Here is a 20,235-nt window from a genome sequence, read left to right as displayed (position 1 = left end):
GACCGTTCGGTTGTGGACGTGAAGGGGCGTCGGCCGGACGCGAAGAGGCGTCGGATTCGCAGGTCGTGACGGGCAGGCGACGTCGGCGTCGCGGCAGGCCCGGACCATCGGGCGGCGGACGGGTCGCACCCCGTCCCCTCGCTCCCGCTGGAGACTATGCGCCCAAGATCGCAAGCGTCAAGGAAGTGAATTCGTCATGCATTTACCGCCAACTCGACCGAGCGGATTGCCACATGCACGCCCATGTGTCCGCATTTGAGCCCACACGCACCGCCCTTGATCGCAGCAGCAGGTCACACCTAGGCTCCAATCCGTGAGCACCCCGGACGGTGGGGTGCACCACTCCCGCCCCGGCACCTCCCTCGCCCGGACCCGCCCGGACCCGCCCGGACCCAGGCTCTCCGGCACCCCCGGACGTCTCCGGACACCTCCGCGACGCCCTCGCGGACCACATCTCCGTGGCCCATGCAATCAATACCGTTGACGGATTACGATCCGATTTGATCTACTCGGCAACGGGCGGAGCCACCCGGGATAAACACGTCCCGGGCAGGGGGGTTGGTCAGGGATCGGTAAGAACTTCCGGCCGGTGCGGGAATCCTGTGTCAAAGGGACCGCGGCCGTGAATACGCCAGCGCACGAAGGAAGATCTCTGCACGTGATATCACCATCCCCGACGGCCCCCGCAGCGGTGCGCGTCGTCGTGCTCGACCCCGTCGACCGGGGCGCCCTGGAGCGGCTGTCCGCGGCCCACGACGTCCAACTCGCCTACGGCACACCGCAGGAGGAGGTCGCGGACCGCGTCCGCGACGCCCAGATCGTCATCGTGCGCAGCGGGGTGAAGCTCACCGCCGACGTCATCGAGGCCGCCCCCGGGCTGCGCGGCATCGTCCGCGCCGGCGCCGGGACGGACAACATCGACCTCGGCGCGGCCCGCCGGGCCGGCGTCACGGTGTGCAACGTGCCGGGCGGCTCCGCCAACGCCGTCGCCGAACTCGCCCTCGGCCTCTGCCTCGCCGCCGCCCGCAACATCGCCCTCGCCGACCGCCAGATACGCCGCGACGAGTGGCACAAACACGCCCTCGCGGGCGTCGAACTCGCCGGCAAGACCCTGGGCGTCGTGGGGTTCGGGCACATCGGCAGCCGCATCGCCGGGATCGGCAAGGCCCTGGGCATGTCCGTGCTCGTCTCCGTCGGCCGCCCGGACGAGGAGCGGCGGGCCGGACTCGCCGCCGACGGCTACCGGATGGCCGGCCTGCCGGAGCTGCTGGGCGCCGCGGACTTCCTCTGCCTGGCCGTCCCCCTGAACGACCGCACCCGTCACCTCATCGGGCCCGACGAGCTGCGCGCCATGCGGCCGACCGCGTTCCTGGTCAACGTCTCCCGCGGTGGCGTCGTCGACGAGGACGCCCTGTACACCGCTCTCTCCGAGGGCGTCATCTCCGGTGCCGGCGTGGACGTCCACGCGGCCGAGGGCGTCCGCTCACCCCTCACCGGCCTGGACAACGTCGTGCTCACCCCCCACATCGGCGCCATGTCCGCCGATGCCCAGCGCCGGATCGGCGAGCGCGTCACCGATGCCGTCGAGGCGATGCTCTCCGGCGCCCCCGTCATGAACAGGATGTGTTAATGGGGCCTGCTGTCCACCCCACGATGAACGCGGCGGTCCTCACCGCCGACCGCACCATGGAGCACCGGCAGGTGCCCGTGCCCGAACCGGGCCCCGGTGAACTCCTCGTCCGCGTGGCCGTGTCGGGGATCTGCGGCTCCGACCTGTCCGCCTACCGCGGGCTGCACCCCTACAAGAAGGCGCCGGTCGTCCTCGGCCACGAGTTCTGCGGCAAGGTCGTCGGCACCGGCCCCGGCGTGACCCGCTTCGCCGCCGGCGACCTCGTCTGCTCGTCCGCGTACGCCTCCTGCGACGCCTGCCCGCCGTGCCGCACCGGGGCGACCCACCTGTGCCGCCACCGCACCAACCTCAGCCACCTCGGCTGGGAGGGCTCCTTCGCCGACTTCGTGCTGCTGCGCGAGAACATGACGTACCGGCTGCCCGCCGGGCTCGACCACGAGGCCGGAGCCATGGTGGAGCCGCTCTCCATCGGCCTGCACGCCATGCGCCTGGCCGACCCCTCCGGCGGCCCGGTCGTGACCGTCCTGGGCACCGGCACGATCGGCCTGGCGTGCGTCGCCGCCGCCCGGCGCCTGGGCTTCGGGCCCGTGCACTGCGCCGACCTCGGCCCCGCCAAGGGGGAGCTCGCCCGCTCCGTCGGCGCCGAGGGCTACGTGGACGTCGCCCGGGAGGAACTCCGTTCCGGCACCGCCGCGTTGGCGCCCGGCGGGTCCGACGTCACGGTCATCGCCTCCGGCCACCCCGGCGTCGTCGCCGACGCGGCAGCCGTCACCCGGCCCGGCGGCCAGGTGATCGTCGTCAGCTACTTCGGCGGGCCGCAGGACGTCGACTGGAACGCCCTCGTCTCGGCCGAACTCACCGTGCGGTTCTCCGCCCTGTCGACGGCCGCCGACTTCGAAGAGGTGATCGGCTGGCTGGACCGCGGAGAGATCGACCCCGTGCCGCTGGTCACCCACCGTTTCCCCCTGCGGGACGCCGCGACCGCCCTGCGCCTCATGGACCGGGCGGACGGCACCGTGGGCAAGATTCTGCTGCAGGTCAACCGGGAGAGCGGATGAACACCCAGAACAACCAGGACCTGACCGTCGGCGTCATCGGCGGCACCGGCTACGCGGGCGGTGAGCTCTGCCGGCTGCTCCTGGGCCACCCGAACGTGGCACGGATCCTGCCGACCTCCCGCGAGGAGAAGGACTTCGAGGAGATCCACCCGAACCTCCTGGGCTCCGGGCTCTCCTTCCTGACCGCCGACCGGCTCGCGGAGCGGGCGGACGAGCTGGACGTCGTCCTCTTCTCCACGCCCACCGGCGAGGCCATGCGCACGGCCCGGCACTACCTCGACCGCGGCGCCCGCGTGATCGACCTCAGCGCCGACTTCCGCTTCGCGGACCCCGCGGCCTACGAGCGGGCCCACGGCCCCCACCACGAATCCCCCGACCTGCTGCGCGAGGCCGTCTACGGCGTCACGGAGCTGTACCGCGAGGACATCGCGAAGGCCCGTCTGGTGGCCAACCCCGGCTGCTACGCGATCACCGCGATTCTCGGCCTGACGCCGCTGCTGCAGGGCCCCGCCACCGGCCGGCGCGTCTCCGTCCACGCGGTCAACGGCACCACCGGCGCCGGCGTCACCCCCAAGCGCGCCCTCATGCACGCCGAGGTCGCCGGGTCCATGCTCGCCTACAGCCTCGGCGGGCACCGGCACGGGCCCGAGCTGGAGGAGGTCCTCGGCGGCCTCGCGGGCCGCCCCGTCGAGGTCGACCTCAACACGACGCACGGCGACTTCGCCCGCGGCATCCACCTGCAGGCCAACGTGGACGTGCCCGCCGGCACCACCCGGGACGACCTCATCGCGCTGTACCAGGAGTTCTACGGCGCGGGCGCCACCGGCGAGTACTTCGTCCGTGTCAACGCCCGCTCCCCGCACGGTGGTCTGAACGTCAAGGACTACTCCCTCTACCCCTCGATCGCCGCGGTGAACGGCTCCAACTTCTGTCACCTGGGCCTGGACGTCGACACCGAGCGCAACATCGCCAAGGTCGTCGCGGTCACGGACAACCTCGTCAAGGGCGCGGCGGGATCCGCGATCCAGAACATGAACGTCATGCTGGGCATCGACGAGACCGCCGGGCTCCGCCACCATGCGCTCTGAGCCCACGAGCCCGCCCGCCGTTCCCTCCGCGCCCTCCATACCCTCCATGTCCTCGGCGCCCACCATGGCGGGACTCCCGCTCCTGCGGGAACGGCCGGTCCGGGCCGGCGAGCGGTGGGTCTTCTCCGCCGGCTTCAACGTCGGCCCGGCCCTGGCGGACACCACCCGCATCGACTGCGAGGTCCCCGACCTGCTGCGCCTCGCGCGGGCCGGGGCCCGCGTCGCCGTCCTCGCCCACCAGGGCAGCCATCGGGACGGCACCGCGCGGTCCCTGGAGTACGTGGCCGGTCACCTGGGCCGGGTGCTCGGCCGCGAGGTCGGCTACCACCCCGGGTCCACCGGGGACGGGGCCGTCGAACGGGCCCTCGCGCTGCGGGACGGCGAGGTCGTGCTCTTCGGCAACACCCGCCACCACGCCGGGGAGGAGGCGGGCGACCCGGAGCTCGCCCGGCGGTTCGCGCTCCTCGGCGACCTCGTCGCCGTCGGCGGCTTCTCCAAGGCCCACCGCGCCCACGCCTCGAACACCGGCATCCTGCACCACCGGCCCGGCTGGGCCGCCGACAGCCTGCTCGCCGAGACCGCGGCCCTGGCCCCCTGGGCCGGCCGCGCACCCGGCACCCGCTCCGTCGCCGTCCTCGGCGGCGTCAAACCGGAGAAGACCCTCATCGGCCTCCGGCGGCTCGCCGAGACCTACGACGTCGTCGTGCCCGGCGGCGTCGTGCTGACCACCCTGCTGCGCGTCCTCGGCCACAAGGTCGGACGCTCGGAGCTCGGGAGCAGCCCCGGGAAGTGCGCCGAGGCAGCCTCCCGCGTCCTGGCCGGCTCCCGCGCGGAGATCCACCTCCCCGAGCGGGTCGTCGTCCGCGGCCCCGGAGGCGACGCCCGCACGGTGGACCTCGCCGACGGCGTCCCCGCCGACCACGCGATCGTGGACTTCGAACTGCCCGCGCGCACCCGGGAGACGCTGCGGCAGTTGCGCGAGCACGGCGGCCGGGCCCTCATGGCGGGGACCCCGAGCCGCTGGACCGACGGCTTCGGCGCCGCGGCCCGCCCCCTGCTCGACGCGTTCGCCGGACCAGGTGTGCGCGCCCTGCTCCTCGGCGGCGACACCGTGGCCGAACTCCCCTGGAACGGCCCGGTGTCCGGGGGCGGCGGGTCCGCCCTCCAGTACCTCGCGGACGGCACGTGCGCCGTGTTCGACGCCCTGCGGTCCCAGCACTCCACCGGAAGGACGGCCACACCGTGATCATCGACCTGAGCACCCCCACCACCGTGCGCTTCGGGCGGGGCCGCCTGGCCGAACTGGGCGCCGTCACCGCGGAGCGGGGCCGGGACGCCCTCCTCGTCTGCGGGCGCACCTCGGCCCGCCGGCACGGGCACCTGGCCGCGGCCCTGTCCTCCCTCACCGACGCCGGGGTGCGCGTCACCGTCTTCGACGACGTCTCGCCCGACCCCCGGGCGCACGAGATCGACGCCGCGGTCGCGCAGGCCCGGGCCGCGGGCTGCGACATCGTGATCGGCCTCGGCGGCGGCAGCGCCCTCGACGCGGCCAAGGCCGTCGCCGTGAGCCTGCGCCACGGTCCGTGCGGCCCGCTCGTGGGCCGCACGCTGGAGCGGATCGCCGACCCGGTCCCCGTCATCGCGGTCCCGACCACGGCGGGGAGCGGCGCCGAGGTCACCAAGGGCGCGATCGTCACCGACACGGACCGCAGCCTCAAGGCCGGGATCCGCGGCGACGACCTGTTCCCGGCCGTCGCCCTGATCGACCCCGCCCTGCTGCGCAGCGTCCCCGCACGGGTCGCGGCCGAGAGCGGGTTCGATGCCCTGGCCCATGCGGTCGAGGGCTACGTCGCCCGGCGCGCCAACGCGGTGACCCGCCACCACGCGGAGTGGGCGCTCGGCCTGCTCGGCCACCGCCTCCCGCAGGCCGTCGCCGGCGAACTCTCCGACGAGGTGCTCGACGACATGGCGCTGGCCGCCCTCCTCGGCGGCCTGAACGTCGCGAACGCCAGCACGTGCCTCCCGCACCGCGTGCAGCAGGCCATGGGGGCGGTGCCGCGCGTGCGCATCTCCCACGGCCGCGGGCTCGCCGCCGTCTACCCCGCCTGGCTGGAACTGACCTACGCCCACGCCCCCAAGGCCTTCGACCGGATCGGCGAACTGCTGGGCGGCCCCGACGCCGGCCTCGCCCTCGGCCGCGTCATGGAGGACACGGGCGTCCGCGAGGGCCTGGCCTCGCACGGCTTCGCACCGGGCGACCTGGAAACGGTCGCGGAGTCGGTCGTCGGCAACACGGCCAACGACCCGAACCCGTCGGTGGACGACACCACCGTCAAGGCGGTCCTGGAGCACTCGATGACCTGACCGGCACTCCGTCGGAGGGTAACCCTCGGACGGCCAGGGGGACGTCCGGCATCAGGTAGCGGTCGGTGCCGACCTGCAGGGCACACATGGCGGCGTCGTCGTCCTTGGGCCGGCTCACCAGGACGGTCACGGGCTGCGGCGGCTCCCCGGGCAGCTCGGCCTCCAAGGAGACGACACCCGCGCCGCGTCCGGCACGCCGGCAAGCGACGACCTTGCCGTCCACCAGTACCTCGATCGGCGCCGTCCGCCGGCCGACGAGCACCGAGACCGAATGCCCGGCGAGGTCGAGGTGGAAACGGTGGCTGACCATGGCTCGTCTCACCTCACCGGACGCGGTGCTCCTCGAAGGGTGCCGCCCTGACCTCCCCGTGCACCGGGGGCAGGTGGGGCGTGTGGTTGACCAGGCGGGCGGAGTTGGCGACGACGGCGATGCTGCTGGTGTTGTGGAGCAGCGCCGCGAGGACGGGGTTCAGGGTGCCGCCGGCGCCGGCGAGGAGGCCGGCGAGGTTGACGCCGATGGCGAGCCCGTAGTTCTGCCGTACGACGCGCAGGGTGTGGCGGCTGAGTTCGACGACTGCGGCGACCTGACGCAGGTCGTTGCCCGCCAGGGCGATGTCGGCGGTCTCCAGGGCGACGTGGGAGGAGTGCTCGCCCATGGCGATGCCGACGTCGGCGAGGGCGAGGGCGGGGGCGTCGTTGGTGCCGTCTCCGACCATCGCCACGGTGTGGCCCTCGGACCGCAGGTCGCGGATCAGCTGGAGCTTGCCTTCCGGCAGGGCGTGGGCGTGGACTTCGGTGATGCCGAGGGCGTCGGCGACGACCTGCGCGGTCTCCGGCGCGTCGCCGGTGAGCAGGATCAGACGCTCCACGCCGAGTTCGCGCAGCTGGCGGACGACGGTCTCGGCGCCGGTGCGCACGGCGTCGGAGACGCCGAGCATGCCGATGAGATCGTCGTCCTGGGCCAGGCAGATGACGGTCTCGCCGCCGGTGCGCAGCCGCCCGGTCCAGTCCCGGGCGGTCTCGGTGAGTTCGAGGCCGTGCCGGCGCAGCAGAGCCGGGCTGCCGACCAGCAGGCGTGTGCCGTCGAGTTCGGCCCGCATGCCCATGCCCAGGACGACCTCGCACGCCTGGTGGATGGGGATGTGGAGGCGTTCGGCCTCGGTGCGGGCGACGATGGCCTGGGCGAGAGGGTGCAGTGCGTGCAGTTCCCCGGAGGCGGCCAGGCTGAGGACCTGGTCGGCGGTGTACCGCTCGCTGAGGGTGACGACGCTGGTGACCAGCGGGCGGCCGAAGGTGAGGGTGCCGGTCTTGTCGAAGACGACGGCGGTGACACGGCCGACGCCTTCCAGGTGGGTGCCGCCCTTGATGAGGGTGCCGTGGCGGGCACCGTTGCCGATGGCGGCGCTGATGGCGGTCGGGGTGGCGAGGCCGGCGGCGCACGGGCAGGCGATGAGCAGCATCGTCATCGCGCGGCGGGCGTCGCGGGTGACGGCGTAGGTCGCTGCGGACAGGGCGAAGGAGACGGGGACGAACCGGCGGGTGAAGCGGGTGGCGACGGTCTGGATGGGGGCTCGGTCGGTCTGGGCCTCCTCGACCCGGCTGATGATCCGCCCGACGGTGGTGTCCCGTCCCACCGAGGTGGCCCGGACGACGAGCGAGCCGGAGGTGACGATGGTGCCGGCGTAGACCTGGGAGCCGGCGCGGGCGTAGACGGGCAGGGCCTCGCCGGTGATGGCCGCCTGATCCACCAGGGCCTCCCCCGAGACGGTGTCCCCGTCGACAGGGATGCGGTGGTGTTCGTACACGGCCACCTCGTCGCCGGCCTCGACGCGTTCGAGCGCCACTTCGACCTCGGCGCCGTCCTTCACCAGCCAGACGCGCTCCTCACCGATGGTCAGCAGTTCCTCGATGGCGCGCCGGGTGCGGCGCAGCGTGAGGGTCTGGAGGAATTCGCCGATGTTCAGCAGCCACAGCACGGTGAGCGCGACGACGTTCTCGCGGAGAACGAGCGAAATCACCGTCGCCGCGGTGACCAGCGTGTCGGTGCCCGGCGAGCTGCGGCCGCGCAGCGAGCGCAGTGCGCCGCGGAAGAAGGGCAGGCCGGTGAAGAGCGTGATCGCGGCGGCGAACCCGGAGGAGCCGAACGACAGGCGGGGGCGCCGCAGGAGGCGGCGCAGTCCGATGAGGGCGAGGACCGCCCCGCCGACGACCAGCCGGGCGACCTCGCCGGTGGAGGAGTCGGGCAGGGAGCGGGCGGCCTTCACCGGCGCGGTGGCGGGCGGCGCCTCTTCCAGGGCGGCGGCGATGCGGTCCACGTCCAGCTGATCCGGTGCCATCCAGATGACGACGTTCCCGGTCCGGGGGAAGACCCGCAGCGCGCGGAAACCCGTGAGGCCGACCAGTCGTTCATCGACCTCACCGGCGCTGCCCGGGCGGGTGCGCAGCCAGGACACGGTGAGCCGGGCGCGGCCCGCGGCCACTGATCGCACGACCACGGCGGTCATGATCAGTGCTCGTGTCCGTGATCCTGCTCGGCGGCGACCGCGGACGGCGGCGGGGCTTCTTCGCCGAGCGTGGTACGGGCTTCGGCCAGCATGTCCCCGGCCTTGAGCCGGGCGTCCTCGGCGGCCGAGGCCAGCCACCGGCCTGCGACGATGCCGCCAGCGATGCTGCCGACCAGAGCTTTCCGCGCGGCGGGCTTCGCCTCGGGAAGTCGTTTGGCGGCCTCTTGAATGATCAGACCGCCCACCACGCCCGAGACCGCGTAGTGCGCGAGACGGCCGGCTGCGGCGCCGACCAGAGCGACCGGGTGCATGAAGCCTCCCTCCGTCGTGCAGGGCGGGCTCGAAAGGGCTCCCCCTCAAGTGTGCGCCTGACCGGCGTATGCCGACGAGTCGAGGTCCCGGTTGGCATGGCGCATGCCTTTGATCCGGCAGCCGAGGTAGATCGCGAAGGAGATCGTCGTGACGTAGGGGCTGACGGGCAGGGTGCCCCCGAGTGCGAGGAGGAGCCCGCCTTCCATGGACACCAGCGCGAAGGCGACGCTGAGCAGGGGAAGCCGCACCGGGGACGCCGTGACGCGGGCCGCGGCGGCGGCCGGCGTCACCAGGAGCGAGAGTACGAGCAGCGCTCCGACCATCTGGACGCACAGGGCCACCGCCAGGCCGAGGACGAGCATGAAGGCCGTGGACAGGGCCCGCACGGGTACGCCCCGGGCCGCCGCCACCTCCGGGTCGGCGCTGGCGAAGGTCAGCGGTCGCCACATGACCGCCAGCGCGGCCAGCACCACCACGGACGTGCCCAGGAGCCATGCCGTCTGCGGTGAGGCGACGGCGACGATCTGGCCGGTGAGGATGCCGAACTTGTTCGCCGCCCGGCCCTTGTAGAGGGAAAGGAACAGCACGCCCAGGCCGAGGCCGAAGGGCATGATGATGCCGATGACCGAATTCCGGTCCCGGGCCCGCACCCCCAGCAGGCCGATCGCCACCGCGGCGAGCAGAGAACCGGCGATGGAACCGGCAACGATGTTCAGCCCCAGGAACAGCGCCACGGAAGCCCCGGCGAACGACAGTTCACTGATGCCGTGCACGGCGAACGGCAGGTCCCGCATGACGACGAAGACTCCGGCCAGCCCACCGACCAGGCCGAGCAGCGCCCCGGCCACCAGGGAACTCTGCGCGAGCGCCAGCAACTCGCCGTAGTGGTCGAAGCCGAAGATCTGGTCGAGCACGCCGTCGTCCTGCCCGCTGCCGGCAAGCACCCGTGCGGCGGCGCCCGGGCAGGCGCGGGGGTGCCCGCTCATGGCGGCGGGCCCCCGTTCGGAGCTGTCGTGTCGCCGCTCTCGTGGTTGTGCCCGGGACCGTCGTCCGGGGCGCCCACCACGACGATCCGGTCCCGTACCCGCACCACGTCGACCCGTGTCCCGTACAGCCGGGACAGGGTGGCCGAGGTCATCACCTCGTCCGTCGCGCCGACCCGGTGCCCGCCCGGGGCCAGGTACAGGACGCGGTCCGCCAGGCCGAGGACGGGGTTGATCTCGTGGGTGACGAAGACGACGGCGGTGCCCGCCGAGCGCCTCCGCGCGTCCACGAGTGCGGTGACCGTCCGCTGGTGGTGCAGGTCCAGGGAGAGCAGCGGCTCGTCGCAGAGCAGGAGCTGCGGGTCGGGCGCCAGGGCCTGGGCGATACGGATGCTCTGCAGCTCACCGCCGGACAGCAGGCCCAGGGGTACGTCCGCGTACGGGCCGGCGCCGACCATGGCCAGCAGCTCCTCCACCCGTTGCCGGGCCGCGGCCGCCCGGCGCGGCAGCCCCCAGCGGTGACCGTCCAGTCCGAGCCGTACGAGGTCCCGGGCCCGCAGCGGCGTGGGGGCGGTCAAGGCCTTGTGCTGCGGGACGTAGCCGATGTGCCCGCTGCCGTTGCGGGGCGGCATGCCGAGGACCGCCACCGATCCGGCGGTCGGCTGCCGGCGGCCGAGCAGGACCCGCAGCAGGCTGGTCTTGCCGGAACCGTTGGGGCCCAGCACCGCCAGGAACTCTCCGGGCCGCACGTCGAGGTCCAGGTCGCGCCACAGCACCCGGTCGCCGTAGGCGAGCGCGGCACCGCGGAGACTGACCACGGGCGAGGCCGGAGCGGCCTGCTCCGCTGCTGCTGCTGCTGCGGCGGCGGCGGGGACGGCATGGCCCCTGATGCGGCCGGTCATGCGTTCAGCGCCTTCCCGAGCTCCTCGATGGTGGACTTCATCCAGCCGACGTAGTCCCGGCCGGGCGGCAGCGTCTCGTTCACCGGCACCACGGGGATGCCGTTGTCCTTCGCGGCCTGCCTGACCTTCTCCGTCTGGGGCCCGGAGGTCTGCTGGTTGTACACCAGCGCCTCGACGGTCTTGCCGGAGAACAGGTCGAGCATCTGCCGCATGCTGCCGGGAGAGACCTCCGTGCCCTCCTCGACGGCCTCGGCGAAGTCCGGAGGCGTACGGTCACGCAAACCGCACGCCTCGATGAGGTACAGGGGCACCGGCTCGGTGACAGCGACCGCGGCGCCCGCGTGGGCGCTCCTGATCCGTGTTTCCTCGGCCTCCAGGGCCTTGAGCCGGCCCTGGAACGCCTGGGCGTTCCGCCGGAACAGGTCTCCGTCGCCCGGTGCGGCCTTCGCCAACGAGTCGGCGATGCGGGCGGCCAGCCGGCCGACCGTGGGCAGGTCGTACCAGACGTGCTCGTTGATCTCCCCGCCCGCGGGCGGGGTCCTGCCCGAGACCCGCACGGCATTGATCACGTCGGCCGACGGGTTGTCCGCCGCCCGCAGCATCCTGCCCACGAAGTCGTCGTAGCCGCCACCGTTCTCGACGACCACACGAGCCCGGGACAGCGCCAGCTGGTTGCGGGTACCGGCCTCGTACGAATGCGGGTCCTGGGCCGGATCGCTGATGAGCGAGACGACGTCGACCTTGTCGCCCCCGACCTGACGCACGATGTCCCCGTACACATTGGTGGACGCCACGACCGGTACGGCCGCGACGGCCGAAGCCGGTGCGCCGCCTCGCTCCGTACCGCCCGTTCCCGGTGCCGATGCGCCGTCGCACCCTGAGAGCGAGAGCGCGAGCGCGGCGACAAGGGCCATGGGCAGGGGCAATGCAGAAACCCGCATGCGCATCTCCACGGAGAAAGGAAAGCGAAACGGTTTTCACCTCATTATCGCCCGAGGACGACATTGCTTCCAGCCGGAGAATCACCCTGTGACTTCGCTCCTGCGGGCTGCGGTGGCGGAGGGGAGTTCGGCGAAGCGGTTGCGATACTGGCTCGCGAAACGGCCCAGGTGGCGGATGCCCCACCGGTAGGCGATCGTGCCGACGGGGTCGGTGGAGGCGAGGATGTCCTCACGGATCCGGTCGAGCCGCAGATTGCGGACGTAGGACAGGGGGGAGAGGCCGAGCCGGTCGTGGAATGCCGAGCTGATGGTCCGCGGGCTGCAGTGGGCGGCCTGGGCAATGAGGCTGAGGCTGATGTGCTCGGTGAGGTTCGCTTCGATGAACGCGAGAGCCGCGCGCAAGGAACGCGGGTGGCTGGGTGGCGGACCGTCGCGCAGCTCGGCAGTGTGCGAGTGCGGCTGGGCCAGCAGCAGAGCGGTGACGATGGACCGCAGCTGGCTGCGCTGCAGCTCCGTGCGCCGGAACAGCGGGTCTCCCGAGTCGAGTTGCTCAAGGAGGGAACGGACCAGGAGCCGCACCGCCCGGCCCTTGGTCTCGGCCAGGTCGAGAGCGAAGTCGAAGCGTACGGTGGACACCGGCGGGTGCCCTGTCAGCGCGGTGAACTCCTGCTCGACCAGGGCGGTATCGATGCGCAGCACCAGGAACCGGGTCCTGTGAGCGCGCAGGGGCCGTAGTTCCTGGGTGTCTCCGGGGTTGACGACTCCCGCCGTCGCCTTGTCGAGGGTCGCCCGCAGGCTGCTGCGCGTTGCCGATATCGTGCCGGAGACGCCGATGTTGACGAAGTAGGAGCCGCGGCCCTCGGCCGAGGCTACGCGTACATCGAGCGGCGAGGCGAAGTAGCCCAGAGCGAAGTCGTGAGCGGCCACGCCGCGCAGTTCGTGATCCCCACTGCACAGGCCGGTCAGCGGCGACGTGGTGATGGATCCGCCGAAGAGCCGGGTGGCGGCGTTGAGCAGGTCGACGGGGTTCCGGGACTTCGTGATGAGATGGTTCCGCAACGGCTCCGGCACGGTGTGCATTCTCCCTCGGAGGCGCCCGCCGCCGTGCCGTGAAGCGTACGTGGCGGGCGGCCCGAATCCGGTGTCAGTGTGGGTGTGTGGTGCGGGTGTGAGCGACGGCATGGTGCGGGCTCACATCGGTGGGGCGACGAACAGTCCGGGGTCGGGGTCGTTGTGGGATTTGGCGGCGATGAACTCGTCCATCTCGTCGGCCGTGCCCCACTGATCCGCGTTGGCGGGGTCGCGCAGGTCGTAGAGGTGGGGGTGCCACGTGTCCTCGTCCAGGATCTCCAGCCTGGTGGTGTACTCGACGGTATTGCCGGCCCGGTCGAGGAAATAGCTGAAGGTGTTGTCACCGGCACGGTGCCGCCCCGGCCCCCACAGCCGCTCGACGCCCAGGCGCCGCATCCTGCCCGTGCCGCGCATGAACTCGTCGATTCCGCGCATTTCGAAGGAGGCGTGGTGGAAGGCCGCGTGCGGCCCGCGCACGATGCCGAAGCTGTGGTGGAAGGAATTGCACCGCAGGAACCACATGATTTCGCCGCGGCTGCCGAGGCACATGGTGTCCGAGTGGCGGAAACCCAGGTGGTTCTCGTACCAGGCGACGGTGGCCTCGGGGGTGGGAGAGTTCATCAGCACGTGGGAGAGGCGCACGGGGACCGGCTCGCGAGCCTCGATCCTGCGGTGCCGGCGCGCAGCGACGTCGGCGGAGACCTCCACCACGCGGCCTTCGTTGTCGAAGAAGCGGACCGCGTAGCCGCCCCCGGGAGTGTCCAGCGATTCCGGCTCGTGGACCAACCGCACTCCCTGAGCCGTCAGTTGTGTGGCCAGGGTGTCGACGTCGGCGGCATCGGCGGCGCCGAAGGCGATGAGGTCGGTGCGCTTGCGGGCGTCCTCGCGCAGCCGCACCACGTACTGCTCCGGGGAGCCTTCGGCTGCCAGGAAGGAGACACCGGTGTCCGCGGCGGTCTCCGTCAGCCCCCAGAGCTCGGTGTAGAACCGGCGCTGCTCGGTGAAGTCGGGCATGGCGACATCGATGTGCCGCAGGTGGGTGATCAGACTGCTGTTGCTCATGGTGCACTCCCTTGAGGTGCGCTGGTCAGCTCAGTCGTTCAGTTACACGGGCTCGGCCATGAGCCGGTGACAGGCATCGACGAGCGGATACACGTCGCGGTGGCGCTGTGCACGCTCCAGGCCGGCGATCGCGACCGAGGTCTCCACGAGCGTTCGGCACCGCTGTCCGCGGCGGCTCACGAATGCGTGGAGACCCTCTCGGACCGACTGATGCCGCCCGAGCTCCCGGGCCAGCACCAGGCCGTCCTCGATGGCCAGGGTGGCGCCACAGGCCGTCTGGGGTGCGGGCGCGTGCGCGGCGTCACCGATGACGACGCCGTTGCCCCGGTTCCAGGCGCCCTCCAGGAGCACCGTCAGGACCGGGCGGCGCACCACCGACTCCGGCACGGACACCAAAGGGAGGATCTCCTCCACCCGGCCCGGGAACGCCCCGAGCAACTGCCGCAAGCGCGGGGCGAGGTCGGCATCGGGCAGGACACTCTGCTCCGCTCCGTTCTCCGTCAAGAACACATACGCCTGACCGTCCGAGATGGGCACCAGGCCCGCCGTGTCGGCCTTCCCGGCGAACCGGTGGACCCCGGTGGCCCATGACGGGCGGGGCACCAGAGCCCGCCAGACCATCTGCCCCTGATAGACGGGCGAGGTCTCCAGGCCCAGCAGACGCCGTGCCGACGAACGGATCCCGTCCGCGCCCACCATAAGCGCGACCCGCCGGAGCGTCCCGTCCGACAACCGCACGCGGACCAGCTCCCCCTGCTGGTCGACCGCCGTGACGGTCAGTCCCCGGCGCACCACCACACCGCACCGCTCGGCCGCCACACGCAGGATGCGGTGCAGTACGGGACGCGCGATGCCGGCCATCGCCGGCCGCCGCGCACCGATCAGGCGTGGCAACGGAACCTCGCCCGCGGGTTCGCCCTCCACGTCCGTGTGCGTGATCCCGCTCGTGCCGAATCCCTCGGCCAGACATGCGTCCGCAAGGCCCAGCTCGTCCAGCGCGCGCAGGGCAGGACCGGTCAGGCACAACCCCCAGCCGGACATCGCTGTTGACGCGTCGACCTCGGCGATCTCGACCTGCCATCCCTCCCGCGCCAGGGCGGTGCCCGCTGCCAGACCAGCGACACCCGCGCCCACGATCACGGCCGTCCGGGCACCGCAATAGCTGTCCATGTACGCCTCCGGAGTGCTGACTTCTGGCTTCTGGCCTCTGCCTTCTGACTTCTTCGAAACCGTAGGCTTCGTCGGCACTCCGCCTTGTCCGATTCCGGCAGCGACCATCCGCCGTCAGCAAACGGAGAGGGGCGCTGCGACTCTGCATCTGCTTCCGCTTCTGCTTCTGCATCTGCTTCTGCATCTGCTTCTGCGGGCGGACGGGGGAACTGGCCTTCACGGTCAGCCGCTCTCGCTGCGCCTCCGGCCGCCGCAGTGCCTACCCCGTCACGCCACTGTTGCCGCTGCATCACGGCGAGCCGCTGCGCGCCATTCACGTGGGGAAACGCCGTACGCGGCTCGGAAGGTGCGGCTGAAATGGGAGGCGCTCGTGAAGCCGAAGCGGTGCGCGATGGCCGTCACCGCTGGAGCGTTTCGGCCGGGACGGTCGAGCTCGCGGCGGCACGACTCGAGTCGGCGGTGCTGGATCCACCGGCTGACGGTGGTGTCTTCGGCCTGGAAGATCCGGTGTACGTGGCGCACGGAGACGTGGTGCGCGGCGGCGATCGTCTGCGGGGACAGGTCCGGGTCGGAGAGGTGGCCTTCGATGAAGGCCTTGATGCGCAGTCGCAGCGTGGTGTTGGCGGCGTCGGTGCCCGTGTCCGGGGTGCCATGGTCCAGGAGTTCGGCGGCCAGGGTGGCCAGCAGGTCTCCTGTGTTGCGGGCGAGCAGGGTGCGGATGTGCGGCCGATGGGTGCCGGCCTGGGCAGCGAGCCGGGACAGGAAGGGGATGATCAGCGCGGCTGTTCCGTCGTCGGCCTGGACGGGTGCCCTGGCGACCCGCCGGAGGTCGGTGTCGCGCAAGCCCAGCATGTGCCGCGGTATGCGGAAGACGTGCGTGCGGAAGTGGTCGGGAAAGTTGAGCGTGAAGGGCCGGGTCGTGTCGTAGAAAGCGAGGGTCCCGGGCCGGAGCAGTGTCCGGTCGTCGTCGTGGTCGATCACCAGAGGGCCGCTGTCCTGCAGGACCACCGTGATGTAGTCCTCGGCCATGAGGTAATCGATCGCGAGTGGGGTCTTGCGGACTCTCAGGGGGCCGGCGTGCGTGGTGGAAACGCGTACGGGACCGAGCTGGTCGGCCATGACCGTGCCGTTGAAGGGTGTGTCTCCGGGAGTGGAGTAGTCCAGCAGGTCCTGGCCGACCGTGTGGCGCCAGTAGTCCAGCCGCTCCGTGACCGGCATCGAGGCCGTGGACAGCACGATGCTCATGTTGAACCCCCTTGTCGTGGTCACTTTCCCTCTTCATGACGGGCCCGGAGGCGAATCGGTTGGGCTGACGAGTCGCTTCGGGACAACTTCTCCGGCACGCACGGGCAACTCGGCTCCTGGCACCGCCCGTAGCTTCGTTCAGCAGCACTCGATCTACGCAAAGGAGGATGTGCATGGACGGCCTGCAACGCCTCAACAGGGGGCTCCCGGTGCGCCGACGCGGCGTGCTGCGCGGTGCGGCGGCCGCAGCGGCCGGAATCACCGTGGGTACGGGTGGCGTGCTCGCCGGCGCGGGGCCGGCTTCGGCGGCGGGACCGGCCGGGATGCCGACGTACCGCTACCTGCGGGACGCGCTGGTGGGCCCGTTGAGACCCACGGGGGAGGTCATCTTCCCCTGCATTCGCGGGGTGCACGACAAGATCAGCGGAGCGAGGTCCCGCTACTACCTGTATTACGCGCCGCATGAGAAGCCGGGCGGCATCAGCGTGGCGTTCGCCGATTCGCTGGAAGGTCCCTTCACCCAGTACGAGGGCAATCCGCTCATCGACAACCACCTGCCGGGTACCACGGTCAGCCACGTCTCGTCCCCCCACGTGATCTGGGACGCGGCCACCCGGCAGTTCTTCTGTTACTTCCACGGCGAGAACACCGTGACGCGCGTGGCCCGTTCCCAGGACGGTCTCCGCTTCACCGACGAAACCCCGATCCTGAGCACCCGCCTGGTGCCCGGCACCTCGGAGACCTCCTATGCCCGCGTCTTCGAGCACACCCTGCCGGGACGCAACAACAAGTACGTCATGGTCTTCATGGGCGTGCGCAAGGGCCGGCGGATCTTCTACGGCTGGTCGCCCAACGGCTGGGACGGCTGGCAGTTCAGCTCCACCCCGCTGGTCAACCCCGAGCCGGACGGCGTCACCGACATCGCCGGGCCGGGCCTGGTCAAGCGGAACGGCACCACGTATGCGGTCTATCACGGCAACGACGGCCGCATGCGGATCACCGAGGTCGGCAACGCCTTCGACCGCGAGAACCATCTCGGCGTGTTCCACTCGCCGATCGCCTCGGACCGGGGGCGCGTGGCCGCGCCGTCGTTCGGCAGTGAAGGCGGCAGGGATTACATGTTCTACGAAGCGGGCCCGCGTTTGAACGCCCGCATCTGCATCGCCCGCGCCGTCTGACCGGCGTCGGCCGACAGGTGCCGGACAGGCGGTGCCGGACAGGCGCCGAGGCACTTCACACACCGACCCGTAATCGCGGGAATCACCCACACACCCTCGAAGGAGGTGCTCAGAAATGTTCACTCACACCGTACGGCCCCGCCTGAGCACGAAAGCAAAGCTCGTGGTGTCCGGAGCAGCAGCTGCAACAGCCCTGCTCACAGTCCTGGCTCCCGTGCCTGCCGGCGCGGCACCAGCCACGTCAACCGCCACCGTTGCGCAGGATTCGCGGTCCCGGATGGCGCCCGCAAATATGTTCCGGATACAGAACTACCAGACCAAAGTCTGCATCTACCGCGTCTCGGATACCCGAGTGAGCACGAAGCAGTGCGATGCGGGCGACACAAGTCAGCGTTGGGTTCGCGAAGCGGACGGTTCCATCGGTGATCCGCAGGGCACCGCCTGCCTCGGGAACGTCAACAACAAGGTCGGCATGTTCCCCTGCGGACTCAGCGAAATGAGATGGACCCGCTACAGCGAGGGGTACGTGAAGAACTGGGGCACCAAGAAGTGCCTGGAAATGCTCCACGTCTCGGGAGCCGACTTCGTGTTCACCGACGAGTGCAAACACACCGAGCTCCAGAAGTGGGCCTTCAAGAACTGACGTTGCTACGGGAATCAATCGCATTCCCCACCAGGAGGCATCAAAGATGTTCACCCATGCCGCACGACCCCGCTGGGGCGTAAAGGCAAGGCACGCGTTGTTCGGAGCGGCGGTTGCAACGACCCTGCTCACAGGCCTGTCCCCCACACCTGCCGGCGCGACACCGAACGCAGACGTGGCGCAGACGTGGAGCGCCGAAGCGGACGTCCCGTTCGTCCGGATCCAGAACTATGAGAGCAAACATTGCCTCTATCGCAGGGATGAGCGTGTACTGACAGGGCCCTGCAACCCGCACGCCATGGCACATCACTGGGCCCTCGGATCGGACAACACCCTCAGGAACATCGCCGACAGTCGCCAGTGCCTCGGGGACTGGGAGGGAGGATTCGGATCCTTCCTCTGCAATGGAAACCACACAAAATGGACCCGTTACAGCGACGGCTCCGTGAAGAACTGGGGCACCAAGAAGTGCCTCACGATCGACCCGGCCACCCGTGCGCCGCACACCGGCGACTGCAACCACACCGACTTCCAGAGATGGGCTTTCAAGTCCTGACCGCAAGGCTTCGACGCAAGTACAGAACGTCCCCGGCCCGGAGTGCCAGGGGCATCGGGTCGATACGGAAATGACAGGTGCGCAGGCAGTTGCGTGTCTTCTTGTCCACCGGCGTCCGCCGCCGCGCTTTTCCGTCCGGAATGAGACTCGGACGGATAGATGCGAGACTGATACGGCGGAGGTGGTGGTGTCATGGCCGACAGGGACGACTGGGCGGTCACCACCGGGGCGGACGAGCAGATGCTGGAACGGTTGCTCGCCGAGGCCAATGCGATCGTCCCTTACCAGCTGCCCGGACTGGTGAACCGGTGCGCCCGGGCACTCGGCCTGGACAGCGCCACGATCTACCTCGTCGACCTCCAGCAGCATCTGCTCATCCCTCTCGACGACCAGACCGAACGGCTGCCGGTGGACTCCAGTGAAGGAGGCTGGGCGTACCGAACACTGTCGCTGCGGGTCCACGAGTCCCATGAGGACGTGGTGGTGTGGCTGCCCATGGTGGACGGCGCGGAGCGGCTCGGCGTGCTGGGCGTACGGGCCGGGGTGCTGGACGGGGTGCGGCTGCGCCGGTGCCGGATGCTGGCGCGGGTTCTGTCCCTGGTGGTCACCTCCAAGCGCACCTACAGCGACTGGTTCGTCGCCCGCATACGCACGCAGGGCATGGATCTGCCCACCGAGATGCTGCGTGCCTTCCTGCCGCCACGCAGTGTCGGCCGCACCGGCGTGATCTCCACCGCTGTCCTGGAACCCGCCTACGAACTCGGCGGAGACGCCTTCGACCACTCGGTCAGCAAGAACATCCTGCACGCCAGCATCTTCGACGGGATGGGCCACGACCTCGCCTCGGGACTGACCACTTCCGTGGTGATGGCCGGCTGCCGCAACGGCCGCCGCTCCGGCATCGACCTGCCGAACATGATCGAGACGGTGGATCACACGCTCGCCGAGTGGCTCCCCGAGCAGTTCTGCACGGGCGTGGTGTGCCAGCTGGATGTGGACACCGGCGTGCTGCGGTGGTGCAACTGCGGTCACCCGCCTCCCCTGCTGATCCGTAACGAGGGCGTGCTGGAGCATGCCCTGGAAAGCCCCCCTCAGCCACCCATGGGGTCGCCGTTCCAGCTCGAACCCACCCGCCGCGAGGTGTACAGCACGATGCTGGAACCCGGTGACCGGGTGCTCCTGTACACCGACGGTGTCACCGAGGCCCGCGGCAAGGACGGCGAGGCGTTCGGCCTGGACCGGTTCACCGACTTCATCATCCGCTCCTCCGCCGCCGGCCAGCAGCCCTCCGAAGTCCTGCGGCTGCTCATCCACGCGATCCTCGAGTACCAGGGCAACGCCCTCAGCGACGACGCCACCATCCTGCTCCTCGAATGGCACCCCGAACTCATCGAATGGCACTACGGAGGCAGTCCCACCGAAGCCGCCTGAGAGCCCGGGGACGGTCATGGACGCGGCGGCCTTGAGGTCCATGTCGTCGACCATCCGGGAGTGCGCGTCGCTGCCCCGTCATGCAGCGTCCGGTCGT

Annotated in this window: 18 protein-coding genes and 1 pseudogene; 9 read left to right on the top strand and 10 right to left on the bottom strand. The window is 70.9% G+C overall.

Annotated elements, in window-relative coordinates; translation table 11 throughout:
- Positions 1–658 precede the first annotated feature (658 nt).
- The 5 genes from ACFPP6_RS19410 to ACFPP6_RS19390 are packed head-to-tail and all read left to right on the top strand — an operon-like array spanning position 659 to position 6,140.
- The gene (locus ACFPP6_RS19410) at positions 659–1,630 is read left to right on the top strand and encodes an NAD(P)-dependent oxidoreductase (protein ID WP_382043735.1); all 972 of its coding nucleotides are present in this window, start codon (positions 659–661) and stop codon (positions 1,628–1,630) included.
- The gene (locus ACFPP6_RS19405; protein ID WP_382043732.1) at positions 1,630–2,688 is read left to right on the top strand and encodes a zinc-dependent alcohol dehydrogenase; all 1,059 of its coding nucleotides are present in this window, start codon (positions 1,630–1,632) and stop codon (positions 2,686–2,688) included. The genes ACFPP6_RS19410 and ACFPP6_RS19405 overlap by 1 nt, the downstream gene beginning before the upstream one ends.
- Entirely contained in the window at positions 2,685–3,776 is a 1,092-nt protein-coding gene (gene argC / locus ACFPP6_RS19400) for an N-acetyl-gamma-glutamyl-phosphate reductase (RefSeq protein WP_382043729.1), read from the top strand. The genes ACFPP6_RS19405 and argC overlap by 4 nt, the downstream gene beginning before the upstream one ends.
- A gap of 46 nt (positions 3,777–3,822) precedes the next feature.
- Positions 3,823–5,022 carry a phosphoglycerate kinase gene (gene pgk, locus ACFPP6_RS19395; protein ID WP_382043726.1) on the top strand — a complete coding sequence of 400 codons (1,200 nt, stop codon included), beginning with the start codon at positions 3,823–3,825 and terminating at the stop codon, positions 5,020–5,022.
- The gene (locus ACFPP6_RS19390; protein WP_382043723.1) at positions 5,019–6,140 is read left to right on the top strand and encodes an iron-containing alcohol dehydrogenase; all 1,122 of its coding nucleotides are present in this window, start codon (positions 5,019–5,021) and stop codon (positions 6,138–6,140) included. Before pgk ends, ACFPP6_RS19390 begins: the two co-directional genes overlap by 4 nt.
- Here the strand turns inward: ACFPP6_RS19390 and ACFPP6_RS19385 are convergent.
- The 10 genes and pseudogenes from ACFPP6_RS19385 to ACFPP6_RS19340 all read right to left on the bottom strand — a co-directional run bounded on the left by ACFPP6_RS19385 (position 6,109) and on the right by ACFPP6_RS19340 (position 16,330).
- Entirely contained in the window at positions 6,109–6,450 is a 342-nt protein-coding gene (locus ACFPP6_RS19385) for a hypothetical protein (protein ID WP_382043721.1), read from the bottom strand. The two genes, ACFPP6_RS19390 and ACFPP6_RS19385, sit on opposite strands and share 32 nt — an antisense overlap.
- A gap of 13 nt (positions 6,451–6,463) precedes the next feature.
- Positions 6,464–8,644, bottom strand: coding sequence for a heavy metal translocating P-type ATPase (locus tag ACFPP6_RS19380; protein WP_382043720.1), 2,181 nt, complete (start codon positions 8,642–8,644; stop codon positions 6,464–6,466).
- 2 nt (positions 8,645–8,646) lie between these two features.
- Positions 8,647–8,955, bottom strand: a complete 309-nt coding sequence (locus tag ACFPP6_RS19375; RefSeq protein ID WP_382043717.1) for a DUF1490 family protein — start codon at positions 8,953–8,955, stop codon at positions 8,647–8,649.
- A 45-nt stretch (positions 8,956–9,000) separates the two neighbouring features.
- On the bottom strand, positions 9,001–9,942 hold the full coding sequence (locus tag ACFPP6_RS19370) for a metal ABC transporter permease (protein WP_382043715.1): 942 nt from the start codon (positions 9,940–9,942) through the stop codon (positions 9,001–9,003).
- A pseudogene (locus tag ACFPP6_RS19365) lies at positions 9,939–10,694 on the bottom strand (metal ABC transporter ATP-binding protein); the annotation flags it as partial. The pseudogene ACFPP6_RS19365 and the gene ACFPP6_RS19370, both read right to left, overlap by 4 nt.
- A gap of 143 nt (positions 10,695–10,837) precedes the next feature.
- Positions 10,838–11,782 (bottom strand): metal ABC transporter solute-binding protein, Zn/Mn family, encoded by a 945-nt coding sequence (locus tag ACFPP6_RS19360; protein ID WP_382043710.1) that lies wholly within the window; start codon positions 11,780–11,782, stop codon positions 10,838–10,840.
- Positions 11,783–11,863: 81 nt separating this feature from the next.
- Positions 11,864–12,862, bottom strand: coding sequence for a helix-turn-helix transcriptional regulator (locus ACFPP6_RS19355; protein ID WP_382043707.1), 999 nt, complete (start codon positions 12,860–12,862; stop codon positions 11,864–11,866).
- 111 nt (positions 12,863–12,973) lie between these two features.
- Complete coding sequence (locus tag ACFPP6_RS19350; RefSeq protein ID WP_382043704.1) at positions 12,974–13,915, bottom strand: VOC family protein; 942 nt, start codon at positions 13,913–13,915, stop codon at positions 12,974–12,976.
- 42 nt (positions 13,916–13,957) lie between these two features.
- Positions 13,958–15,085: an FAD-dependent monooxygenase gene (locus ACFPP6_RS19345; RefSeq protein WP_382043702.1), complete on the bottom strand. Its 1,128-nt coding sequence runs from the start codon at positions 15,083–15,085 to the stop codon at positions 13,958–13,960.
- Between the two features lie 267 nt (positions 15,086–15,352).
- Positions 15,353–16,330 (bottom strand): helix-turn-helix domain-containing protein, encoded by a 978-nt coding sequence (locus ACFPP6_RS19340; RefSeq protein WP_382043699.1) that lies wholly within the window; start codon positions 16,328–16,330, stop codon positions 15,353–15,355.
- Positions 16,331–16,503: 173 nt separating this feature from the next.
- On the opposite strand from ACFPP6_RS19340, the gene ACFPP6_RS19335 reads away from it, so the two are divergent.
- From ACFPP6_RS19335 to ACFPP6_RS19320, 4 genes are all read left to right on the top strand, one after another.
- Positions 16,504–17,508: a glycoside hydrolase family protein gene (locus ACFPP6_RS19335; protein WP_382043697.1), complete on the top strand. Its 1,005-nt coding sequence runs from the start codon at positions 16,504–16,506 to the stop codon at positions 17,506–17,508.
- Positions 17,509–17,623: 115 nt separating this feature from the next.
- On the top strand, positions 17,624–18,151 hold the full coding sequence (locus ACFPP6_RS19330; protein ID WP_382043694.1) for an RICIN domain-containing protein: 528 nt from the start codon (positions 17,624–17,626) through the stop codon (positions 18,149–18,151).
- 46 nt (positions 18,152–18,197) lie between these two features.
- The gene (locus ACFPP6_RS19325) at positions 18,198–18,707 is read left to right on the top strand and encodes a hypothetical protein (protein ID WP_382043691.1); all 510 of its coding nucleotides are present in this window, start codon (positions 18,198–18,200) and stop codon (positions 18,705–18,707) included.
- A 192-nt stretch (positions 18,708–18,899) separates the two neighbouring features.
- Positions 18,900–20,138: a PP2C family protein-serine/threonine phosphatase gene (locus tag ACFPP6_RS19320; RefSeq protein WP_382043688.1), complete on the top strand. Its 1,239-nt coding sequence runs from the start codon at positions 18,900–18,902 to the stop codon at positions 20,136–20,138.
- Positions 20,139–20,235: the final 97 nt, after the last annotated feature.

The sequence above is a fragment of the Streptomyces aureoversilis genome, assembly GCF_042657885.1.
Taxonomy (GTDB): Bacteria; Actinomycetota; Actinomycetes; order Streptomycetales; family Streptomycetaceae; genus Streptomyces; species Streptomyces aureoversilis.
This window is presented reverse-complemented; position numbering and strand designations above follow the sequence as displayed.